Source organism: Enterococcus sp. 12F9_DIV0723 (assembly GCF_002174375.1).
GTDB lineage: Bacteria > Bacillota > Bacilli > Lactobacillales > Enterococcaceae > Enterococcus_A > Enterococcus_A gilvus.
On record NZ_NIBK01000002.1, the window covers coordinates 353,548 to 369,102 of the forward strand.

Here is a 15,555-nt window from a genome sequence, read left to right on the forward strand (position 1 = left end):
AAGTATGAATCATGATTTAGTTATTAAAAACGGTCTAGTCATTTTAGAAAGCGGGGAAGTTGAGACGGATGTCGCAGTCAAGGACGGCATCATTGTCGCCATCGGCAAGGGGTTAGACGGCGATAAAGTGATCGACGCGTCAGGTTTAGTGGTCAGCCCGGGAATGGTGGACGCACATGTCCACATCACAGATCCTGGCGGCGGGTACCGGGATGAGTGGGAAGGCTATATGACCGGGACTGCTTCTTGTGCTAAAGGTGGCGTTACCTCCTTTATGGAAATGCCTTTGAATCAAGTTCCTGCTACGACCGACGCTGAAAGCTTAGAAATCAAGTATTCGGCTGGGAAAAACAAATTACGCTCCGATGTTGGCTCTTTTGGCGGATTGACGCCGCTAAATTTGAAGGGTGGTATTCAAGAATTAAACGACGGTGGTGTCGCGGCTTATAAATGTTTCATGGCGACTTGCGGCGACCGGACGATCGATGGCGATTTCATGAACGTGGATGACTATTCTTTATATGAAGGGATGAAGCAAATCGCAGAAACAGGCAAGGTTCTAGCGATCCATGCGGAGAATGCGGCGATCACGGATAAATTAGGGGAGATCGCCTATGCCAATGGGGAAACGACTTTGAAGGCCTATGTAGAAAGCCGCCCAGTCTTTACGGAAGTTGAGCCGATTCGTCGAGCGATTCTTTTGGCGAAAGAAACGGGATGCCGCATCCACATTTGTCACGTTGCGTGTCCTGAAGGGGTTGAGGAAGTAACGAAAGCTCGTGCAGAGGGCGTGGATGTTACCTGTGAAACGTGTACTCATTATTTATATTTCCATACGGACGAATTGGATGCTATTGGACCGGTGGTAAAATGTTCTCCGCCAATTCGCGATCTGGAAACACGAAAAGCGATGTGGGATAAATTATTGGCAGGAGAGATCGCTTTTGTGACATCGGATCATTCTCCATGTACCCCTGATTTAAAGGATAAAGAAAATGCCTTTGAAGCGTGGGGCGGTATCTCCGGCGTTCAAAACAATGTTGATGTGATGTTTGACGAAGGGGTCCAAAAACGTGGAATGAGCTTGAAAATGTTCGCGGATGTGATCGCGACCAATCCAGCAGATCGCTATGATCTGGATACAAAAGGACGGATTAGTATCGGCAAAGACGCGGATTTCGTATTGATCAAACCGAAGGCGGCCTATACGCTGCAAGCGGAAGACCTGGAATACCGCAACAAAATCAGTCCTTATATTGGACGCGAGATCGGTGCACAGGTGGTTCAAACAATCTTACGGGGCGAGTCGATCTACAGTCAGGAAGCAGGCGTGACCGCAGACTTCCCAGGGGAATTTATCAAAAAATAAGGGAGAAACGGATGGCCTGCATCGGTGACCATGCGGGCCATCAAGGGTGTCATGTAAGGGAGGACGTATAAACATGGAAGAACAAACAAGAACAACGCGAGCTCCCTATTGGAAGCAAATCATTTTTATCCTGACCGCCGGGTGGGTGGTGATCTGGATCTATCGGATGATTCTGACGCCGATCTATCCTATTATCAGCGCGTACTTTGGCGGAGCAACGGATTCAAGCTTGGGCAATATTTCGAGTTTCTACTTTTTAGGGTATGTAAGCATGCAGATTCCATCGGGCCTGTTAGTGGATCGGTTTGGGAAAAAGAAGATTTTGATTCCTGGATTCTTGCTATTTGGCCTTGGAACACTGATCGTGGCGTCGGCATCGGCCTTATCCACCGTCTTTCTCGGGAGTGTGCTGGCAGGCTTAGGCTGTGGGACTTATTATGGCGTGGCGTATTCACTGACGACAGAATATGTTCCATCGAACAAGAAGAGTTTGGCTACCGCGATCGTAAATAGCGGGACGGCCATTGGCAGCGGCTTAGGATTAGTTTCTTCCAGCTTTTTAGTTGGAGAAGGGGTGTTGCCATGGCAATCGTTATTACTTATGACGGCGCTCTTGATCGTCGTGATGTTGGGTGTCTTTAAAAAAATGATACGTGAGGAAAAACCGATGCCCGCCCCACAGGTACACACAGCTGCAAAGCCAAAGGGCACACTAAAGGATCTTTTCAAATTGCCGATGATCGCTGCATACGTATTGTACTTTTCGACGCTGTACACGTACTATCTGATCGATACGTGGCTGCCCAATTTTTTAGAAACTGAACGCGGCTTCCAAGGGACAGGCATTGGGATTGCGTCTTCCTTAGTCTTCTTTACGGCAATACCAGGGGCGTTGTTTTTCAGCCGGATCGCGGATAAGATACCTCATAAAAAAACAACGATTATCATGCTGTTGGAAATTTTAGCAGCAAGTGTCCTCTTTATGACGATCACTACGAATAATCAGGTGATATTGATCATTGGGATTATGGCCTACGGATTCTTCGGAAAACTTGCCGTTGAACCGATTATTATTTCATGGCTAGGTCAATTTGCCCCAAAGAAAAGTATCGCTACTACTTATGGTGTCTTCAATTTCTTCGGCATGTCTGCCTCGGTCATCGTCCCGTCTGTTACAGGAATGATCTCTGATGCGACGGGCACCAAGGTGTACGCCTTTTATTTAGCCATCGGGATCATCGTTGCAGGAACGCTTGTTTTTTATGGGATCAATAAATATTATCAAGAAAAAGAAGCAGTGGCTGAGGTGATGGAAACGACGTATTAACCGATAACTAAAAACAGACGACTAAGCGGCAGTGATGCTGGCTCAGTCGTCTGTTTTTGTTGTAAGCGGCGTGGGCTATTCGATGTCCTTCGCTTCGGGATCAGAGAGAAACAACGCGACACGCAGCTGTAAAGAAAATTCAGGATGATCGATGTTATTGTTTAAAAGCTCTTCGCATTTTTTGATGCGGTATTTGACCGTATTGCGATGGATAAATAACATTTCGGCAGTTTTAGTGATTTCACATTGCTGATCGAGATAGGTCATCAAGGTCTTTCTCATCTCTTGGTCTTGTTCATTCTCAGGATAGGCTAAATTTTTCAAAATCGATATGCAGAAATAGCGCATGTCTTCATTGGATACATTTTCGGTGATGCGCTTGATTCCCTGGATCTTATTATAGGAGACAAACGTCGTACGATCTTCGGATTCTTCCAGCGCTTGCTTGCTTTCTTTGTAGGAGAAGTGGAGCAGGTCGATATTATTAACAGGATCACCAATACCAAATCGTGCATAAATACCAAAGAGAGCCAACAGCTCTTTGTGGAGCTTTTCTAAAATCGGTAAAATCTCCGCTTTCTTCTGAAGAACTAGTACCATCTGATTGAGATTCTCTGTTGGAAAAAGCAAAATATTCTCAGACTTTTTCTCGACTTCTTGAAAGAGATAGTCATAAATCAGTGCATCGATCTCTTTTACATAATAATGCTGGTCCTTTTTTATAAAAGAATGGATAAAAATCACGCGGTAATAAGTGGAGTTGAGCTTAGGAAAGTGTCTTTTGTAGTGGAGCCAATCCGTGTCTTCCTCCGATGAGGTCTTGCGGCTTAATAAATAGGTCAAAAGATTTCTGCGTTCGGCTCTTTTTTCATTTAACAGAGTTTGTTCTTTATACAAGGCTAGTGTTAAAACAGTCAAGGACTGCTGAATGACAAACTGAGAGAAGGGATAGGGCAGCTTGTCGGGCTCGAAGATAACAAGCATGTAGGGCAAGTAACGATCTGAATTAAGAGGGAAAATGCTGATCAGCATCTTTTCATGGGCGAAATCAAATAACAGCGTCTCCCGCTGCTTCTTTAACTGACATTCACGAATTTTTTCTAAGAAGGCTCCTTTTCTATCCTTCAATACCGCTGAATTTGAAAATTGCAGGTGAGAGCTGACGATCTTCCCAAAAGGATCGATCAATAGGACCGATTGTTGGATCATGGAACTGAGCTCTTTGATCAAAATCTCAAAAGAGGCGCCATGAACCATCAAATTGACAAACTTTTGCTGGATCTCCAAAGCAAAAAAGACCTGCTCGGTTTGGTCGTGCCATAAAAAGCTCAACAGCTTATGGGAGATATCTCCCAACGGCATACTGACAGGGATTTGCAAAATAGGAAAGTTCAAGTCGTCCGCTAACGCTAAAACCTGCGCGTCCACATGAGGTAAATAACGCCCAAGCTTGATCGCCAATCCAGCGGAAGGCAGCTCTGCCAGTGATTTGACAAGGGTGCACAGTCCGTCAGGGTCCTCACAAAACGCCATGCCTGTAGTGACGAGCAGGGCATTTTTCGGAATATAGTAAAGAATATCAGGCGTTTCAAAAATTTCGATCGTATCCAGCGGCCGTTCTAGGTCAGCCTTTTGATTGAGGAGCGACAGTTCAGAGAATCTTGGTGTCTGCAAAATTTCTTTTAATGATGTCATAGTAATCTCCTATTATTTTCTGAGGGCCAGGGTCAAAAAATCATTTTACAAGGGTTGCTACTGTGTGGGTGAGCAGAGTGATCGTTTCTTGAAGCATTTCCTCTGTCGCACGAATCGTCGGCATCGAAACGCTGATCGTCGCAAGAACCGATCGCTGACTGTCTAGTAATGGAACGGCGACACATTTTACCCCAATCTCGCATTCTTCATCGTCGATCGAATAGCCTTGTTTTTTTACTAAGTCGAGTTCAGCCGCGAGCTCTTTTTTGGTGGCTTTCGTCTGAGTTGTCAGAGGCATCAATGGCGTGTTGTTCAAATAATGCTGCAGCTCATCCGCAGGCATATTTGCTAAATACAGCTTTCCAGCACCGGTACAATACAGCGGCGCCCGCTTTCCGATTTTTTGGGTGACGGTCAACAGGTTGTCTTGGCTGTCGATAGATTCGACATAGACCAGTTCTTGATTGTCGCAGATGGAAAGACAGGTTGCTTCGCCCAGCTCTTTAGACATCTGTTGCATATAAGGGCGAACGTAGGCGACGATGTCTTGGCTGATGTCGCTGTCATTGGTCAGCAGCTTGAATTTCAAAGAGAGGGAATAGTCTGCGTTCCCTTGATTTTGCTGGACATACCCCATCGTCATCAACGTATAGAGCAATCTCAAGGCCGTGGCTTTTGGAAGGTTCGTCTGCGTCGAGATGCTGCGGAGGGAGAGTGGATCTTCCGCCGCCGCCATCAGCTCGATGATCGTAAAGGCTTTTTGTACAGAATGGTTGATTTTTAATTGTTTTTCTTCCATTTTTTATCTCCTTTAAAACTCGGTTTCGCTTTATTTTTGTCCAACTTGAACAAATCGATTTTTCGACTGACAAAAATAAACCGGTTACATTGTTTGGCTATTGCTCACATGGTAACATGCAATAAAGTGAAACGCAATATCACATAGTGAAATTAAAAAGGAAGAAGGAATGGATATGAAAGCAGCAGATGCGATCGTTCAGATTATGGTTAAGGAAGGAATTACAGATGCTTTCGGCATTCCAGGCGCAGGGATCAATCCAGTCTATAAGTATCTGGAGGAGGCGCCGATCGAACATTTTTGTATGCGGCATGAGGAAGCGTGTATGCATGCGGCGGATGGGTATTACCGTGCCTCTCACAAAATCAGCGCGGCACTTTGTACGTCAGGGCCAGGCGCGACTAATTTTGTTACGGGACTGTACACGGCGCAGATTGATTCGATTCCAGTTCTTGCCATCACCGGTCAAGCCAATAGCTGGCAGATGAAACAGGACGCGTTTCAATGTGTCGATATGGAGAGCATTGCCAAAACCGTTTGTAAGAAAGTCTTTTGTGTCTTAGAGGCGGAGAAGATTCCAGAAATCATGCAGGAGGCGTTTTATCTGATGCGCAATGGAAAGCCCGGGCCTGTGCTGCTGGACTTGCCTTTAGATATCCAACAGACGGACATCGACTTTGACATCGCTGACTATCAGCCGGCTGCCAAAGAGACAGTGACACCTGATACGACGAAGATCCAGCAAGCGATGGATATGATCCAAAAAGCTAACGCACCGATTATTGTTATGGGCGGCGGTGTGATTCTGTCTCATGCAGAAAAAGAGCTAATCGAATTTGCGGAGATGTTAGAAATCCCTGTAATCACGACTTATATGGCAAAAGGCGGATTACCAGAAGAGCACCCATTAAACGCGGGACATGCCGGAATTCAAGTCGGACAGCCGATCGGCAATCGCTATTTCTTGGATTCTGATGTGGTCATCGGCATTGGCAATCGCTTCACGGATCGCCATACAGGAAATTTGGCTGTTTACCTTGAAGGCCGTCAATTTATCCATATCGATATCGAAAAAAGACAAATCGGCAAAGTTTTTGAGCCAGAGCTAGGGATCGTTTCTGATGCCAAAGAAGCGTTGAACGCCTTGATCGCGGAAGCGAAGGCACGCAACGTGAAACCCATTAATTCTAAGCGAGCGGCGGATCTGCCTGCCGCAAGAAAAGAATTGGCTCGCAAAACCGATTTTGACAGCAAACCAATGATGCCGCATCGGGTCTTTCATGAGATGAATGCTGCCTTTGATGATGCCACCATGTTCACTGCCGGCTGCGGCATTACACAAATCTGGAGCGGACAATTGCAAAAGATCAACCGCGCTCGTCGCTATTTGCCATCTGGGGGCGCCGGCACCTTGGGTTATGAAGTTCCTGCTGCTTTCGGGGCAAAGGTGGCTGATCCAGCTGCATACTCTGTTACCGTGCTAGGGGATTTCGGCTTTACCTTTATGGGTGAGGAGATCGCCGTTGCGGCGGCCTTCAAGAAACCGATCATCGTGATCATCGTCAATAATGCCTATCTAGGCTTGATCCGTCAAAATCAAAAAGGCGCCTACGGCTTTGAATACGCTGTCGATATGCCCTACAACCAAGACGGGACGATGGATTATGTAAAAGTCGCTGAGGGCTTCGGCTGCGTCGGCGAACGGGTATTTACTCCAGATGAACTAAGAGGCGCGATTGATCGGGCGAAGCAATCCAATAAAACGTATGTGATCGATGCGATCTGTAAACCGGAACAATTATGCGACATGGGGACGGCGTTGGACAATGTGAAATCGTTTGTGTAGCACCAATCAAAAGAAAGCGAGTGAAGAAGAATGAGAGAAAGTATTCATAAATATTTCGATATGGGCTTGATTCAATGGATGAGCTATCCGCCGAAGGACTATCCGCTACTAGAGACCTTGACGAAAATTTCAAGAGACCCTTATTTTAATGCGGTCGAGATGACTCAAGTAGTAGACGATGACGAGCGGAAGAAGGCTCGAGATATTTTGGCACAAAGCCACATTCGTGTATGCTACGGAGCGCAGCCGCGTCTATTGGGCCCCGGCTTAAATCCGAATGCGATTAATGAGGAAGAGCGGCTAAAAGCAGAGAAAACCTTGCTGGAAGCCATCGATGAAGCAGAATATCTAGGTGCGAGAGGGATCGCTTTTCTTTCGGGAAAATGGGAGGCAGGAACGAAGGAAGAGGCCTATCAGCAATTGCTGAAAACGACGCGCAATTTGTGTACCTATGCCGCGAAAAAGGACATGATGGTGGAGCTGGAAATCTTTGATTATGACATGGACAAATGTGCGCTGATCGGCCCAGCCCCTCTTGCTGCTCAATTTGCCGCAGATGTCTGCTTGACCCACAACAACTTTGGGCTGATCGTGGATCTGTCCCATTTTCCAACGACCTATGAAACCAGCAAGTTTGTCATTCAGTGTACCAAACCCTATATTACCCATCTGCATATCGGTAACAACGTAGTGACAGAGGGCTGCGAGGCTTATGGCGATCTGCACCCGCGCTTCGGCTATCCAAACAGTGCGAATGATGTTCCAGAATTACTGGACTTCTTCCAAGTATTGAAACAGGAAGGGTTTCTAGATGAAAAATCCCCGATGGTACTGTCCTTTGAAGTGCAGCCAAGACCAGATGAAGATGGTGACATCATCGTCGCGAATACGAAACGGGTCATTGAGCGTGCGTGGGCATTACTGGAAGACTAAAAGGAGAGGAAGATTCTTATGAAAATCGTCGTACTAGACGGCTACACAGAAAATCCCGGTGATCTGAGCTGGGAAGGACTGGAACAACTAGGGGATTTGACCGTGTACGATCGGTCCTCGCAGGATCAGGTCGTGGAGCGAATCGGCAACGCAGAGATCGTCTTAGTGAACAAGGTCCAATTGACAAAGGAAATCATGGCGCACACAACGAATCTCAAATATATCGGTGTCTTGGCTACCGGCTACAACGTGGTGGATGTAGAGGCGGCGAAGGCAAAAGGAATCACCGTGACCAATATTCCGACCTACGGAACCGACGGCGTGGCACAATACGCCATCGCCCTGCTTTTAGAACTTTGCCACCGTATCGGAGAGCATTCTACGACCGTTTTCGCGGGGGATTGGACCACCAATGCGGATTGGTGCTACTGGAATTCGCCGCAAATGGAGCTGGCTGGCAAAACAATCGGGATCATCGGCTACGGTCGCATCGGTCAAAAAGTCGGTGCGATCGCAGCCGCACTAGGAATGACCGTCATCGCCAATGACAGAAGTCACACGGAAGAGATCGTTGCGGGCGCGAAAATGGTGGACTTGGACCAATTGTTCAGTGAATCCGACGTAATCTCGTTGCATTGTCCGCTGTTTCCTGAAACAGAAGGATTGATCAACAAGGAAACGATCGCGAAGATGAAGGACGGTGTCTATATCGTCAACGATTCTCGCGGGCAATTGATCAACGAAGCCGATCTGCGGGATGCTTTGAACAGCGGAAAAGTTGGCGGGGCAGCCGTGGATGTCGTGTCCACCGAGCCAATCAAACAGGACAACCCACTATTAGAAGCGAAAAACATGATCATTACGCCTCACATGGCGTGGGCTTCTCGGGAAGCACGCGCACGACTGATGGCGATCGCCGTAGAAAATGTTGAAAAATTCCAAGCAGGAACACCTGTGAATGTCGTCAATTAGCAGGCAGCGAAAGGAGTCCTACTATGAACATACTCGTCGCGATGGATTCTTTTAAAGGGAGCGTCAGTTCATTGGAAGCTGGCGAAGCTGTAAAAAAAGGAATCCAAGCTGGAATGAAATCCCTGCATGAAGAGACGCTCGTCATCGACATTTTACCTGTAGCCGATGGTGGGGAAGGGACCGTAGAAGCCTTCGTGGCGGGAACGTCAGGCTCGATCAAGACAGCGATCGTGACAGGACCGCAGGGAAAGCCGATCGAAGCACGCTACGGTCGGTTGGGGGAACGAGCGATTCTCGAAGTCGCTGAGACATCGGGAATCACCCTAGTCGAAAAGACAGAACAAGACCCATGGCGAGCAACGACCTATGGCTTAGGAGAATTGATTCGGCGCCTAGTCCAAGAAGGACAACGAGAGTTTCTGATTGGGCTAGGGGGCAGTGCCACCAATGATGGCGGTTTTGGGATGCTGCAAGCGTTAGGCTACCGTTTTCTAGACAAAGACGGTCAAGCACTGTCTCATCAGATTTGTGAAATGGCACACATTGCGAAGATCGAGGACTCCCACGTTCCGATCGAATTAAAAGACTGTCAGTTTATTGTTGCTAGCGATGTGACGAATCCGTTGTTAGGGGAACAGGGGGCAACGGCAATCTTTGGGCCGCAAAAAGGTGTTCAGCCAGCGGAGGTTGAGAGCTTCGATGGGCTGCTCCAGCAATTCGCCCAGCAGACCAAAACGTTTTTGAATAAAGATTTTTCTCGAAAAGCAGGTGCTGGCGCCGCTGGAGGGTTGGGTTTTGCATTCCTTGCCTATTTAAACGGGGAGATCCTTCCTGGATTTCAACGATTGGCCGAGGAAAAACACTTTGACGAGCGAATCAAAGCTTCAGATCTTGTGATAACAGGAGAAGGCAGACTCGATGCACAGTCTGTGATGGGAAAAGTTCCCTCGGCATTAGCGAAAATCACTCGAAAATACGACAAGCCTCTCATCGCCATCGCCGGCAGCACCTCCGAAGATGCTTACCAATGCAACGATCATGGGATCGACGCCTACTTCTCGATCCTCCACTCGTTAGGAACAGAAGAAGAGCTGCTGCACCCTGAAAATACTCTAAAAAGCATCCAACAAACAGCCGAACAGCTCTTTCGCTTTTATCAAAAAATGAAGGCGCTTTAAGAAAGGAAGAAACAGTATGTCAAAATCAAACATTGAAGAACGACTATTTAAAGTAGAAAACGTCGCATGTTTTGATCCAAAGGAAGGAAAAAAGAGCTTTTTCTATGAAACAGAAAAAACCGCCGGCGCGCTGTGGTGTCTCGAACCTGGGCAAACCGTCTTCAATCACTCGCATACGACCTCAGACGACCTGTGGATCTGTATTCAAGGAAAAGGCACCTTCTATCCAGGCTACGGCGAAGAAATCCCGATCACGAAAGGCGACCTGATCATCTCACGACCAGGCGAACAGCATGGCATGAAGAACACTGGAGAAGAACGCTTCATTTTTGTCGGTGTGGCAGGACCGCACCCTATGGATCTGATCGTGCATGAGTGAGGAAGTTGAAGAGCAGATCCTTCATAAAAGAAACAGAAAAATAACCATCCATTGATCGATAATAGGACGATCCTTCTCAGAGAGGGATCGTCCATTTTTTTGTGGCGTGTTTCGGGTGAGATACTATTTATCTTGCAGCAGGGTCAACGGTCCAACGATTCGGGCAGAGGAGATAATGGCACTGATTGTTTCTGGGGATTCTTCCATACCTTTTTCCATCCAGTGCATGATGATCTCAGCCGAGGGATCGAAGAGAATGATCTCTAAATAATCTTCTGGGACATCGGGGAAGTTTGCCTGCAACTGCGGATAATGGTCTTTTAGCAGGTAGGCGATCAGGTTGCGGATCGCACTTTTTAATTCATTGACAAAGTCGGGGTCGCCGTTTTTTCCTAAGAGCATCGACACGATATCCTTTTCTGTTTGGGCGTGCTGAATGGTCTTGACTAGGTCTTCGTAATCAATAAAGGTCGTCGGGCTGTCGGAGAGATCGATCGTCCGCGGGTGCAGCTTTTTTTCTTTGACGCTGTCGATAAAATCATAAATATTTGTCTGACGAAATTCTGAGATAAGGTTAGAGATGTCTTGGTAATGCAAATAGAAGGTCGAGCGATTGATGGACGCGGTGCGGCAAATCTCAGAGACGGTGACTTCTCTCACGGGCTTGTGCTTGGACAATTGGATAAGGGCTTGATAAATCTTTTGTTTGGTTTTGGCTTTTTTCGTATTTAGCTCCGCCATAAATATTCTCCTTTCAAATCAACACCTTTCAAACAACTGTTGGTTGACTTGCTTTCACGACGATTATATAATTTTCCAATCAACAAATCAACACGTTGTCTATTTCTTTTTTAGGATTGAAAATGGATGGAAGGAAAGAAGGAAGAAAAAATGATTCGAGCAGAATGGCGTTCGCTGTTAAAAAATAAATTTCTCTTGATCGTATTAGGTGCGATCGCGTTGATTCCTGCACTGTACAATTTGATTTTTTTGGGTGCGTTGTGGGACCCCTATGGCAAGGTGGATCAATTGCCGGTGGCGATCGTGAATCAAGACAAGCACGTTTCTTATCAAGGGAAGGATCTTGATCTTGGCAAAGAGGTGACAGACAATCTGTTAAAGAAAAAACCTTTAGACTTTCATCGGGTTTCCAGCGAGGAGGCCGAAAAAGGAATTTCAAAAGGAAAGTATTATATGATCGTGACGATTCCTGAAGCATTTTCGAAGGATGCGACGTCACTTTTGAGTCAACATCCTAAGCAAATGGTGATTGACTATCAGACATCTCAAGGGTCGAATCTGACCGCGTCAAAAATGTCCGCTTCAGCGATCACGGCATTGAAGGATCAAGTCTCCAGTCAAGTGACGGAAATGTATACGGAGGCCGTCTTGAGCAATTTCGGAAATGCGGGTCAAGGCATGGCAAAAGCGGCTACTGGCGGAGAGAAATTATCCGAGGGTACGAAGAAGCTGAAGGAGGCTACCCAGACGATTTCTACGAATTTAGCGACGTTATCTAACAGTTCGTTGACCTTTTCCGATGGCAGCCAGACGCTGACGAAGGGGCTGCAGCAGTATGTCGCAGGTGCGATGCAAGTGAATGAAGGTGCTGGTAAACTGGATCAAGGAATCGGCACGCTTGCTGAAAAAGAACCTGAATTAGCGAATGGCGTCAGCCGTTTGTCAGCGGGATCAACGTCACTGAGGGATGGAATCAGTCAATACACTTCCGGGGTCGGGTCTGTTGCGACAGGCTCCCAAGCACTAGATTCAGGAATTGGACAGTTAAATGGAAAGCTTCCAGCTTTATCACAAGGTGCAGAGCAGTTGGCGCAAGGATCAGCCAGTTTGAATGGAGGCATCAATCAGTATGTGGCGGGGGTTGTCGCTGCAAACACGGGGGCAAAAAAAGTCTCCGATGGCGCACAGCAACTCGCTGCACAAACAGAACAATTGCCCCAACAAGTTAAAGCTCTCTATGAGGGAACTGAAAAAATCGTCGCCGGGCTGCAACATGTTCAACTATCCGAAGAAGAAAAGAACCAATTACTCACGTACACGGACAGTGTGAACAGCTATATTTCTCAAGTGTCACAGGCGTTCGGAGCAATGGATCTTTCAGGATTGGCCAATGTTGGTCAGCTAACAGGCGTAGTCAAGGAACTGTCGGATCAGCTTGCAGCATTGTCCCCCAGTACCTCAAGTATGACGCAAAAGATGGAGGAAACGAAGCAAACGCTGAAGCAAAGCTATCAGACCGATTTGACAACCAACGCCAATGCGGTCGTTGCACAGTTGACTAGCAGCGGGGTGCCATTGACTGACGAACAAAAAGCCTCCGTCCTTTCGACGATGCAGGCGCAAAATAGCCAAACGCTGACCGCGATCGATCAGTTGTCCATCGATACGAGCCAATTAACGGCACAACTCGCTGCGCAGCAACAATCGTTGACGAAACTGAGCACGGCGTTGGCAGCACTCCAAGGGATACCTGTCGATCAAATCAGTCAGTTGAAACAAGGGGCGGATCAACTCGCTCAAGCTGGCGGAAAAGCGACCCCTGGATTAAAAAACATGATTAATGGCATGTATACCATTGGCAACCAGCTCACCCCTGGCGCACAGGCGATCAATAACGGTGTCGGACAATTAGACGCCAACATTCCCGCACTTACAGCCGGTATTCAACACTTGGCTGAAGGAAGCAACCGTGTTTCTCAAGGCACTCAGCAGTTAGTTGAAAAAGGACAACCACTGTCGAAGGGGGCAAATCAACTCGCACAAGGAACAGCTGGATTGAAAGAAAATGTTCCAGCAGTGACCGGTGGCGTCCAACAACTCGCGGGCGGATCGAAAAAAGTGACCAGCGGGGCTAAGCAGTTGGCCGGAAAATCCTCAAGTCTAGTCAACGGCGCTCAACAAGTCACCACTGGATTGAACCAGTTGAACCAAAACATTCCAGCGTTGAACACAGGGATTTCCACCCTGCATGCCGGCTCGCAGCAATTGACCCAAGGCACCGGACAATTGGCTGCCAATGGCGGACAACTCGTAGCGGGTGCGCAACAGCTACAAAACGGTTCACAAAAAATCGCAGAGGGCAGCGGAAAACTAGCGGCAGGTGAAAATCAAGTGACCCATTCCTTAGGGACCGTGGGGACAGGACTAGGCACCTTGACCAATCAACTCGCGTCTGGCTCAAAGGAAATCGGTCAGCTCAACACAGGGAAGACGGGAGCAAACGCAATCACTCAGCCGATCCGTACCACTCATAATGACCCAGACAAACTGGCAAACAATGGGACAGGTATGGCGCCTTACATGATGTCAGTGGCATTATTTATCGGAACCGTCACCTTCAACCTGCTCTTTGATGCCTTCAAACCGAAGAAAAAACCAACGACAGGTCTGGCCTGGTGGGCAAGTAAAGCATCCATCCTGGCAGTAGTCAGCATCGCACAAGCCTTGCTTGTGGACGCCGCGTTAATGGGATTGCTTGGGATGGATGTCCTGCATCCCGTCAAAGTCGTCGCCTTCAGTATCTTAGTTTCCATGACCTTTATGTCGATCGTTACACTGTTCAATTTGCTTTTAGGAAAAGTCGGTTCCTTCGTCATGTTGCTGTTCATGATCCTGCAACTTGCCGCATCCGGCGGCACGTACCCGATCGAATTGAGCGGACATTTTTACCAAGCCGTAAATCCCTTCTTGCCGATGACATATTCGATCCGAGCATTGCGTGAAGGCATCTCTATCGGCGGGTCCATGCTGTCAGAAACCTTGCTGTTTATAGCCTTGTTGCTTATCAGCAATGCCATGATGATCCTGTTCTTTACGAAAAAACGGAAGAATCCTGTGACCTTTGAAGAAGAATGGTCTTAAATATAATAAATAATCCGAGTTCCTTCATTGTGGAATGAATAGGACAGGAGAAGTGCTATCTATTTTATGAATCAGAAAAAGGCTCAATCTTTACGATTGGGCCTTTTTGCTGCTTATTTTGCTTTCTAGATAGCTGTAGATTCTCTAAGGATCAGTTTTGTGGAGTATTTTGAGATCGAATAGGGAATGTCAGGTTCGATCAAGCGGTCCATAATGAGGTGCGCGGCTTTTCTACCCAAATAGATTTTCGGCGTGTCAATGGTAGTCAAGCCCGGCAAAATCCGCTCGGAGTTCGGGATATTATCAAATCCGATCACGTTGACATCGTCCGGTATCCTATGACCCAGCGCTTGCAGGGCGTAGATCAATTGGATCGCTAGCCAGTCATTTCCGCACAAGAAGACATCCGGCACTTTTTTCATGGAATTGAGCAATTCTTTGATTTTCTCAAAATTCTCGAAAATCGTGTCTGTGTCCTTGAGAATCGAAGCGTGACTGTTGATTTCCAGTTCATGCTTTTTCAGCGTATTGAAAAAGGCATAATAACGCTCCATAAAACCAAGTCCTGTATTAGGTGAATACAAATCGCCAATAAAGGCAAAATCCGAGTAGCCCTTTTGAATGAGTAATTCAGTGATCCGTTCAACATTGGAATGATTTTCCATCATAACAATGTCACACTTTCCAATCAAATAATTAGGATTTTTTGGCGCATCCACCGTGACGATCGGAAGATGGGTCTCCAATAACTTGTCCCAAACCGGTCGGAAATTCATTTCAACCACAATGATGCCTTTCGTATTCGAACTGTAGACCGCCTCGGGCAAACGCCCCTCCTCGATATCCTCTTTCGATAACGTTGCGATCGTCAACTGGTAATTCGTCTCGGAAAGGACCATTTCGATCCCCGTCAAGACATTGCTCCAAAATTGAGAATCGTTTGCATGATTGATATTCAGGAACAAGATATTTCCCTGATCGATCTTGTATTCTGTCCGTTCTTCCTTCGTAAAATACCCCATGGATTCGGCTTTTCTTATAATGCTCTCCGTTGTTCGTTGAGATACCTGAGGATCGTTCTTGAGCGCCTTTGAAACAGTATTTCTTGAATACCCGGTTTCTTTAGCAATATCATTGATCGTACATTTCATTTTTCACCCTCCCACAGGCAGTAT

The 15,555-nt window shown here is 47.0% G+C and carries 12 protein-coding genes; 8 read left to right on the top strand and 4 right to left on the bottom strand.

The window, feature by feature from the left end:
* The first annotated feature begins 4 nt into the window (after positions 1 to 4).
* Together allB and A5868_RS14815 are read left to right on the top strand one after the other, a co-directional pair.
* A complete protein-coding gene (gene allB / locus A5868_RS14810) occupies positions 5 to 1,369 on the top strand; it encodes an allantoinase AllB (RefSeq protein WP_086304489.1) in 1,365 nt (454 codons plus the stop codon).
* 73 nt (positions 1,370 to 1,442) lie between these two features.
* On the top strand, positions 1,443 to 2,696 hold the full coding sequence (locus tag A5868_RS14815; protein WP_086304490.1) for an MFS transporter: 1,254 nt from the start codon (positions 1,443 to 1,445) through the stop codon (positions 2,694 to 2,696).
* A 75-nt stretch (positions 2,697 to 2,771) separates the two neighbouring features.
* Here the strand turns inward: A5868_RS14815 and A5868_RS14820 are convergent, their stop codons facing one another.
* Both A5868_RS14820 and A5868_RS14825 read right to left on the bottom strand, forming a co-directional pair.
* The gene (locus A5868_RS14820; RefSeq protein WP_086304491.1) at positions 2,772 to 4,391 is read right to left on the bottom strand and encodes a PucR family transcriptional regulator; all 1,620 of its coding nucleotides are present in this window, start codon (positions 4,389 to 4,391) and stop codon (positions 2,772 to 2,774) included.
* Between the two features lie 40 nt (positions 4,392 to 4,431).
* Positions 4,432 to 5,190, bottom strand: a complete 759-nt coding sequence (locus A5868_RS14825) for an IclR family transcriptional regulator (RefSeq protein ID WP_086304492.1) — start codon at positions 5,188 to 5,190, stop codon at positions 4,432 to 4,434.
* A 169-nt stretch (positions 5,191 to 5,359) separates the two neighbouring features.
* On the opposite strand from A5868_RS14825, the gene A5868_RS14830 reads away from it, so the two are divergent.
* The 5 genes from A5868_RS14830 to A5868_RS14850 are packed head-to-tail and all read left to right on the top strand — an operon-like array spanning position 5,360 to position 10,498.
* Positions 5,360 to 7,036 carry a thiamine pyrophosphate-dependent enzyme gene (locus A5868_RS14830; protein WP_254908327.1) on the top strand — a complete coding sequence of 559 codons (1,677 nt, stop codon included), beginning with the start codon at positions 5,360 to 5,362 and terminating at the stop codon, positions 7,034 to 7,036.
* A gap of 30 nt (positions 7,037 to 7,066) precedes the next feature.
* The gene (locus tag A5868_RS14835) at positions 7,067 to 7,969 is read left to right on the top strand and encodes a sugar phosphate isomerase/epimerase family protein (protein WP_086304494.1); all 903 of its coding nucleotides are present in this window, start codon (positions 7,067 to 7,069) and stop codon (positions 7,967 to 7,969) included.
* Between the two features lie 18 nt (positions 7,970 to 7,987).
* A complete protein-coding gene (locus A5868_RS14840) occupies positions 7,988 to 8,941 on the top strand; it encodes a D-2-hydroxyacid dehydrogenase (RefSeq protein ID WP_086304495.1) in 954 nt (317 codons plus the stop codon).
* A 23-nt stretch (positions 8,942 to 8,964) separates the two neighbouring features.
* Positions 8,965 to 10,119, top strand: a complete 1,155-nt coding sequence (locus A5868_RS14845) for a glycerate kinase family protein (protein ID WP_086304496.1) — start codon at positions 8,965 to 8,967, stop codon at positions 10,117 to 10,119.
* Positions 10,120 to 10,135: 16 nt separating this feature from the next.
* On the top strand, positions 10,136 to 10,498 hold the full coding sequence (locus A5868_RS14850; protein ID WP_010778672.1) for a cupin domain-containing protein: 363 nt from the start codon (positions 10,136 to 10,138) through the stop codon (positions 10,496 to 10,498).
* Positions 10,499 to 10,621: 123 nt separating this feature from the next.
* On the opposite strand, the gene A5868_RS14855 is transcribed toward A5868_RS14850, so the two are convergent.
* Entirely contained in the window at positions 10,622 to 11,239 is a 618-nt protein-coding gene (locus A5868_RS14855) for a TetR/AcrR family transcriptional regulator (protein ID WP_086304497.1), read from the bottom strand.
* Between the two features lie 126 nt (positions 11,240 to 11,365).
* Here A5868_RS14855 and A5868_RS14860 point away from each other — a divergent pair, with 126 nt between their 5' ends.
* The gene (locus tag A5868_RS14860) at positions 11,366 to 14,380 is read left to right on the top strand and encodes a YhgE/Pip domain-containing protein (RefSeq protein WP_086304498.1); all 3,015 of its coding nucleotides are present in this window, start codon (positions 11,366 to 11,368) and stop codon (positions 14,378 to 14,380) included.
* A gap of 125 nt (positions 14,381 to 14,505) precedes the next feature.
* Here A5868_RS14860 and A5868_RS14865 read toward each other — a convergent pair whose 3' ends face one another.
* Positions 14,506 to 15,531 carry a LacI family DNA-binding transcriptional regulator gene (locus tag A5868_RS14865; protein ID WP_010778669.1) on the bottom strand — a complete coding sequence of 342 codons (1,026 nt, stop codon included), beginning with the start codon at positions 15,529 to 15,531 and terminating at the stop codon, positions 14,506 to 14,508.
* Positions 15,532 to 15,555 lie beyond the last annotated feature (24 nt).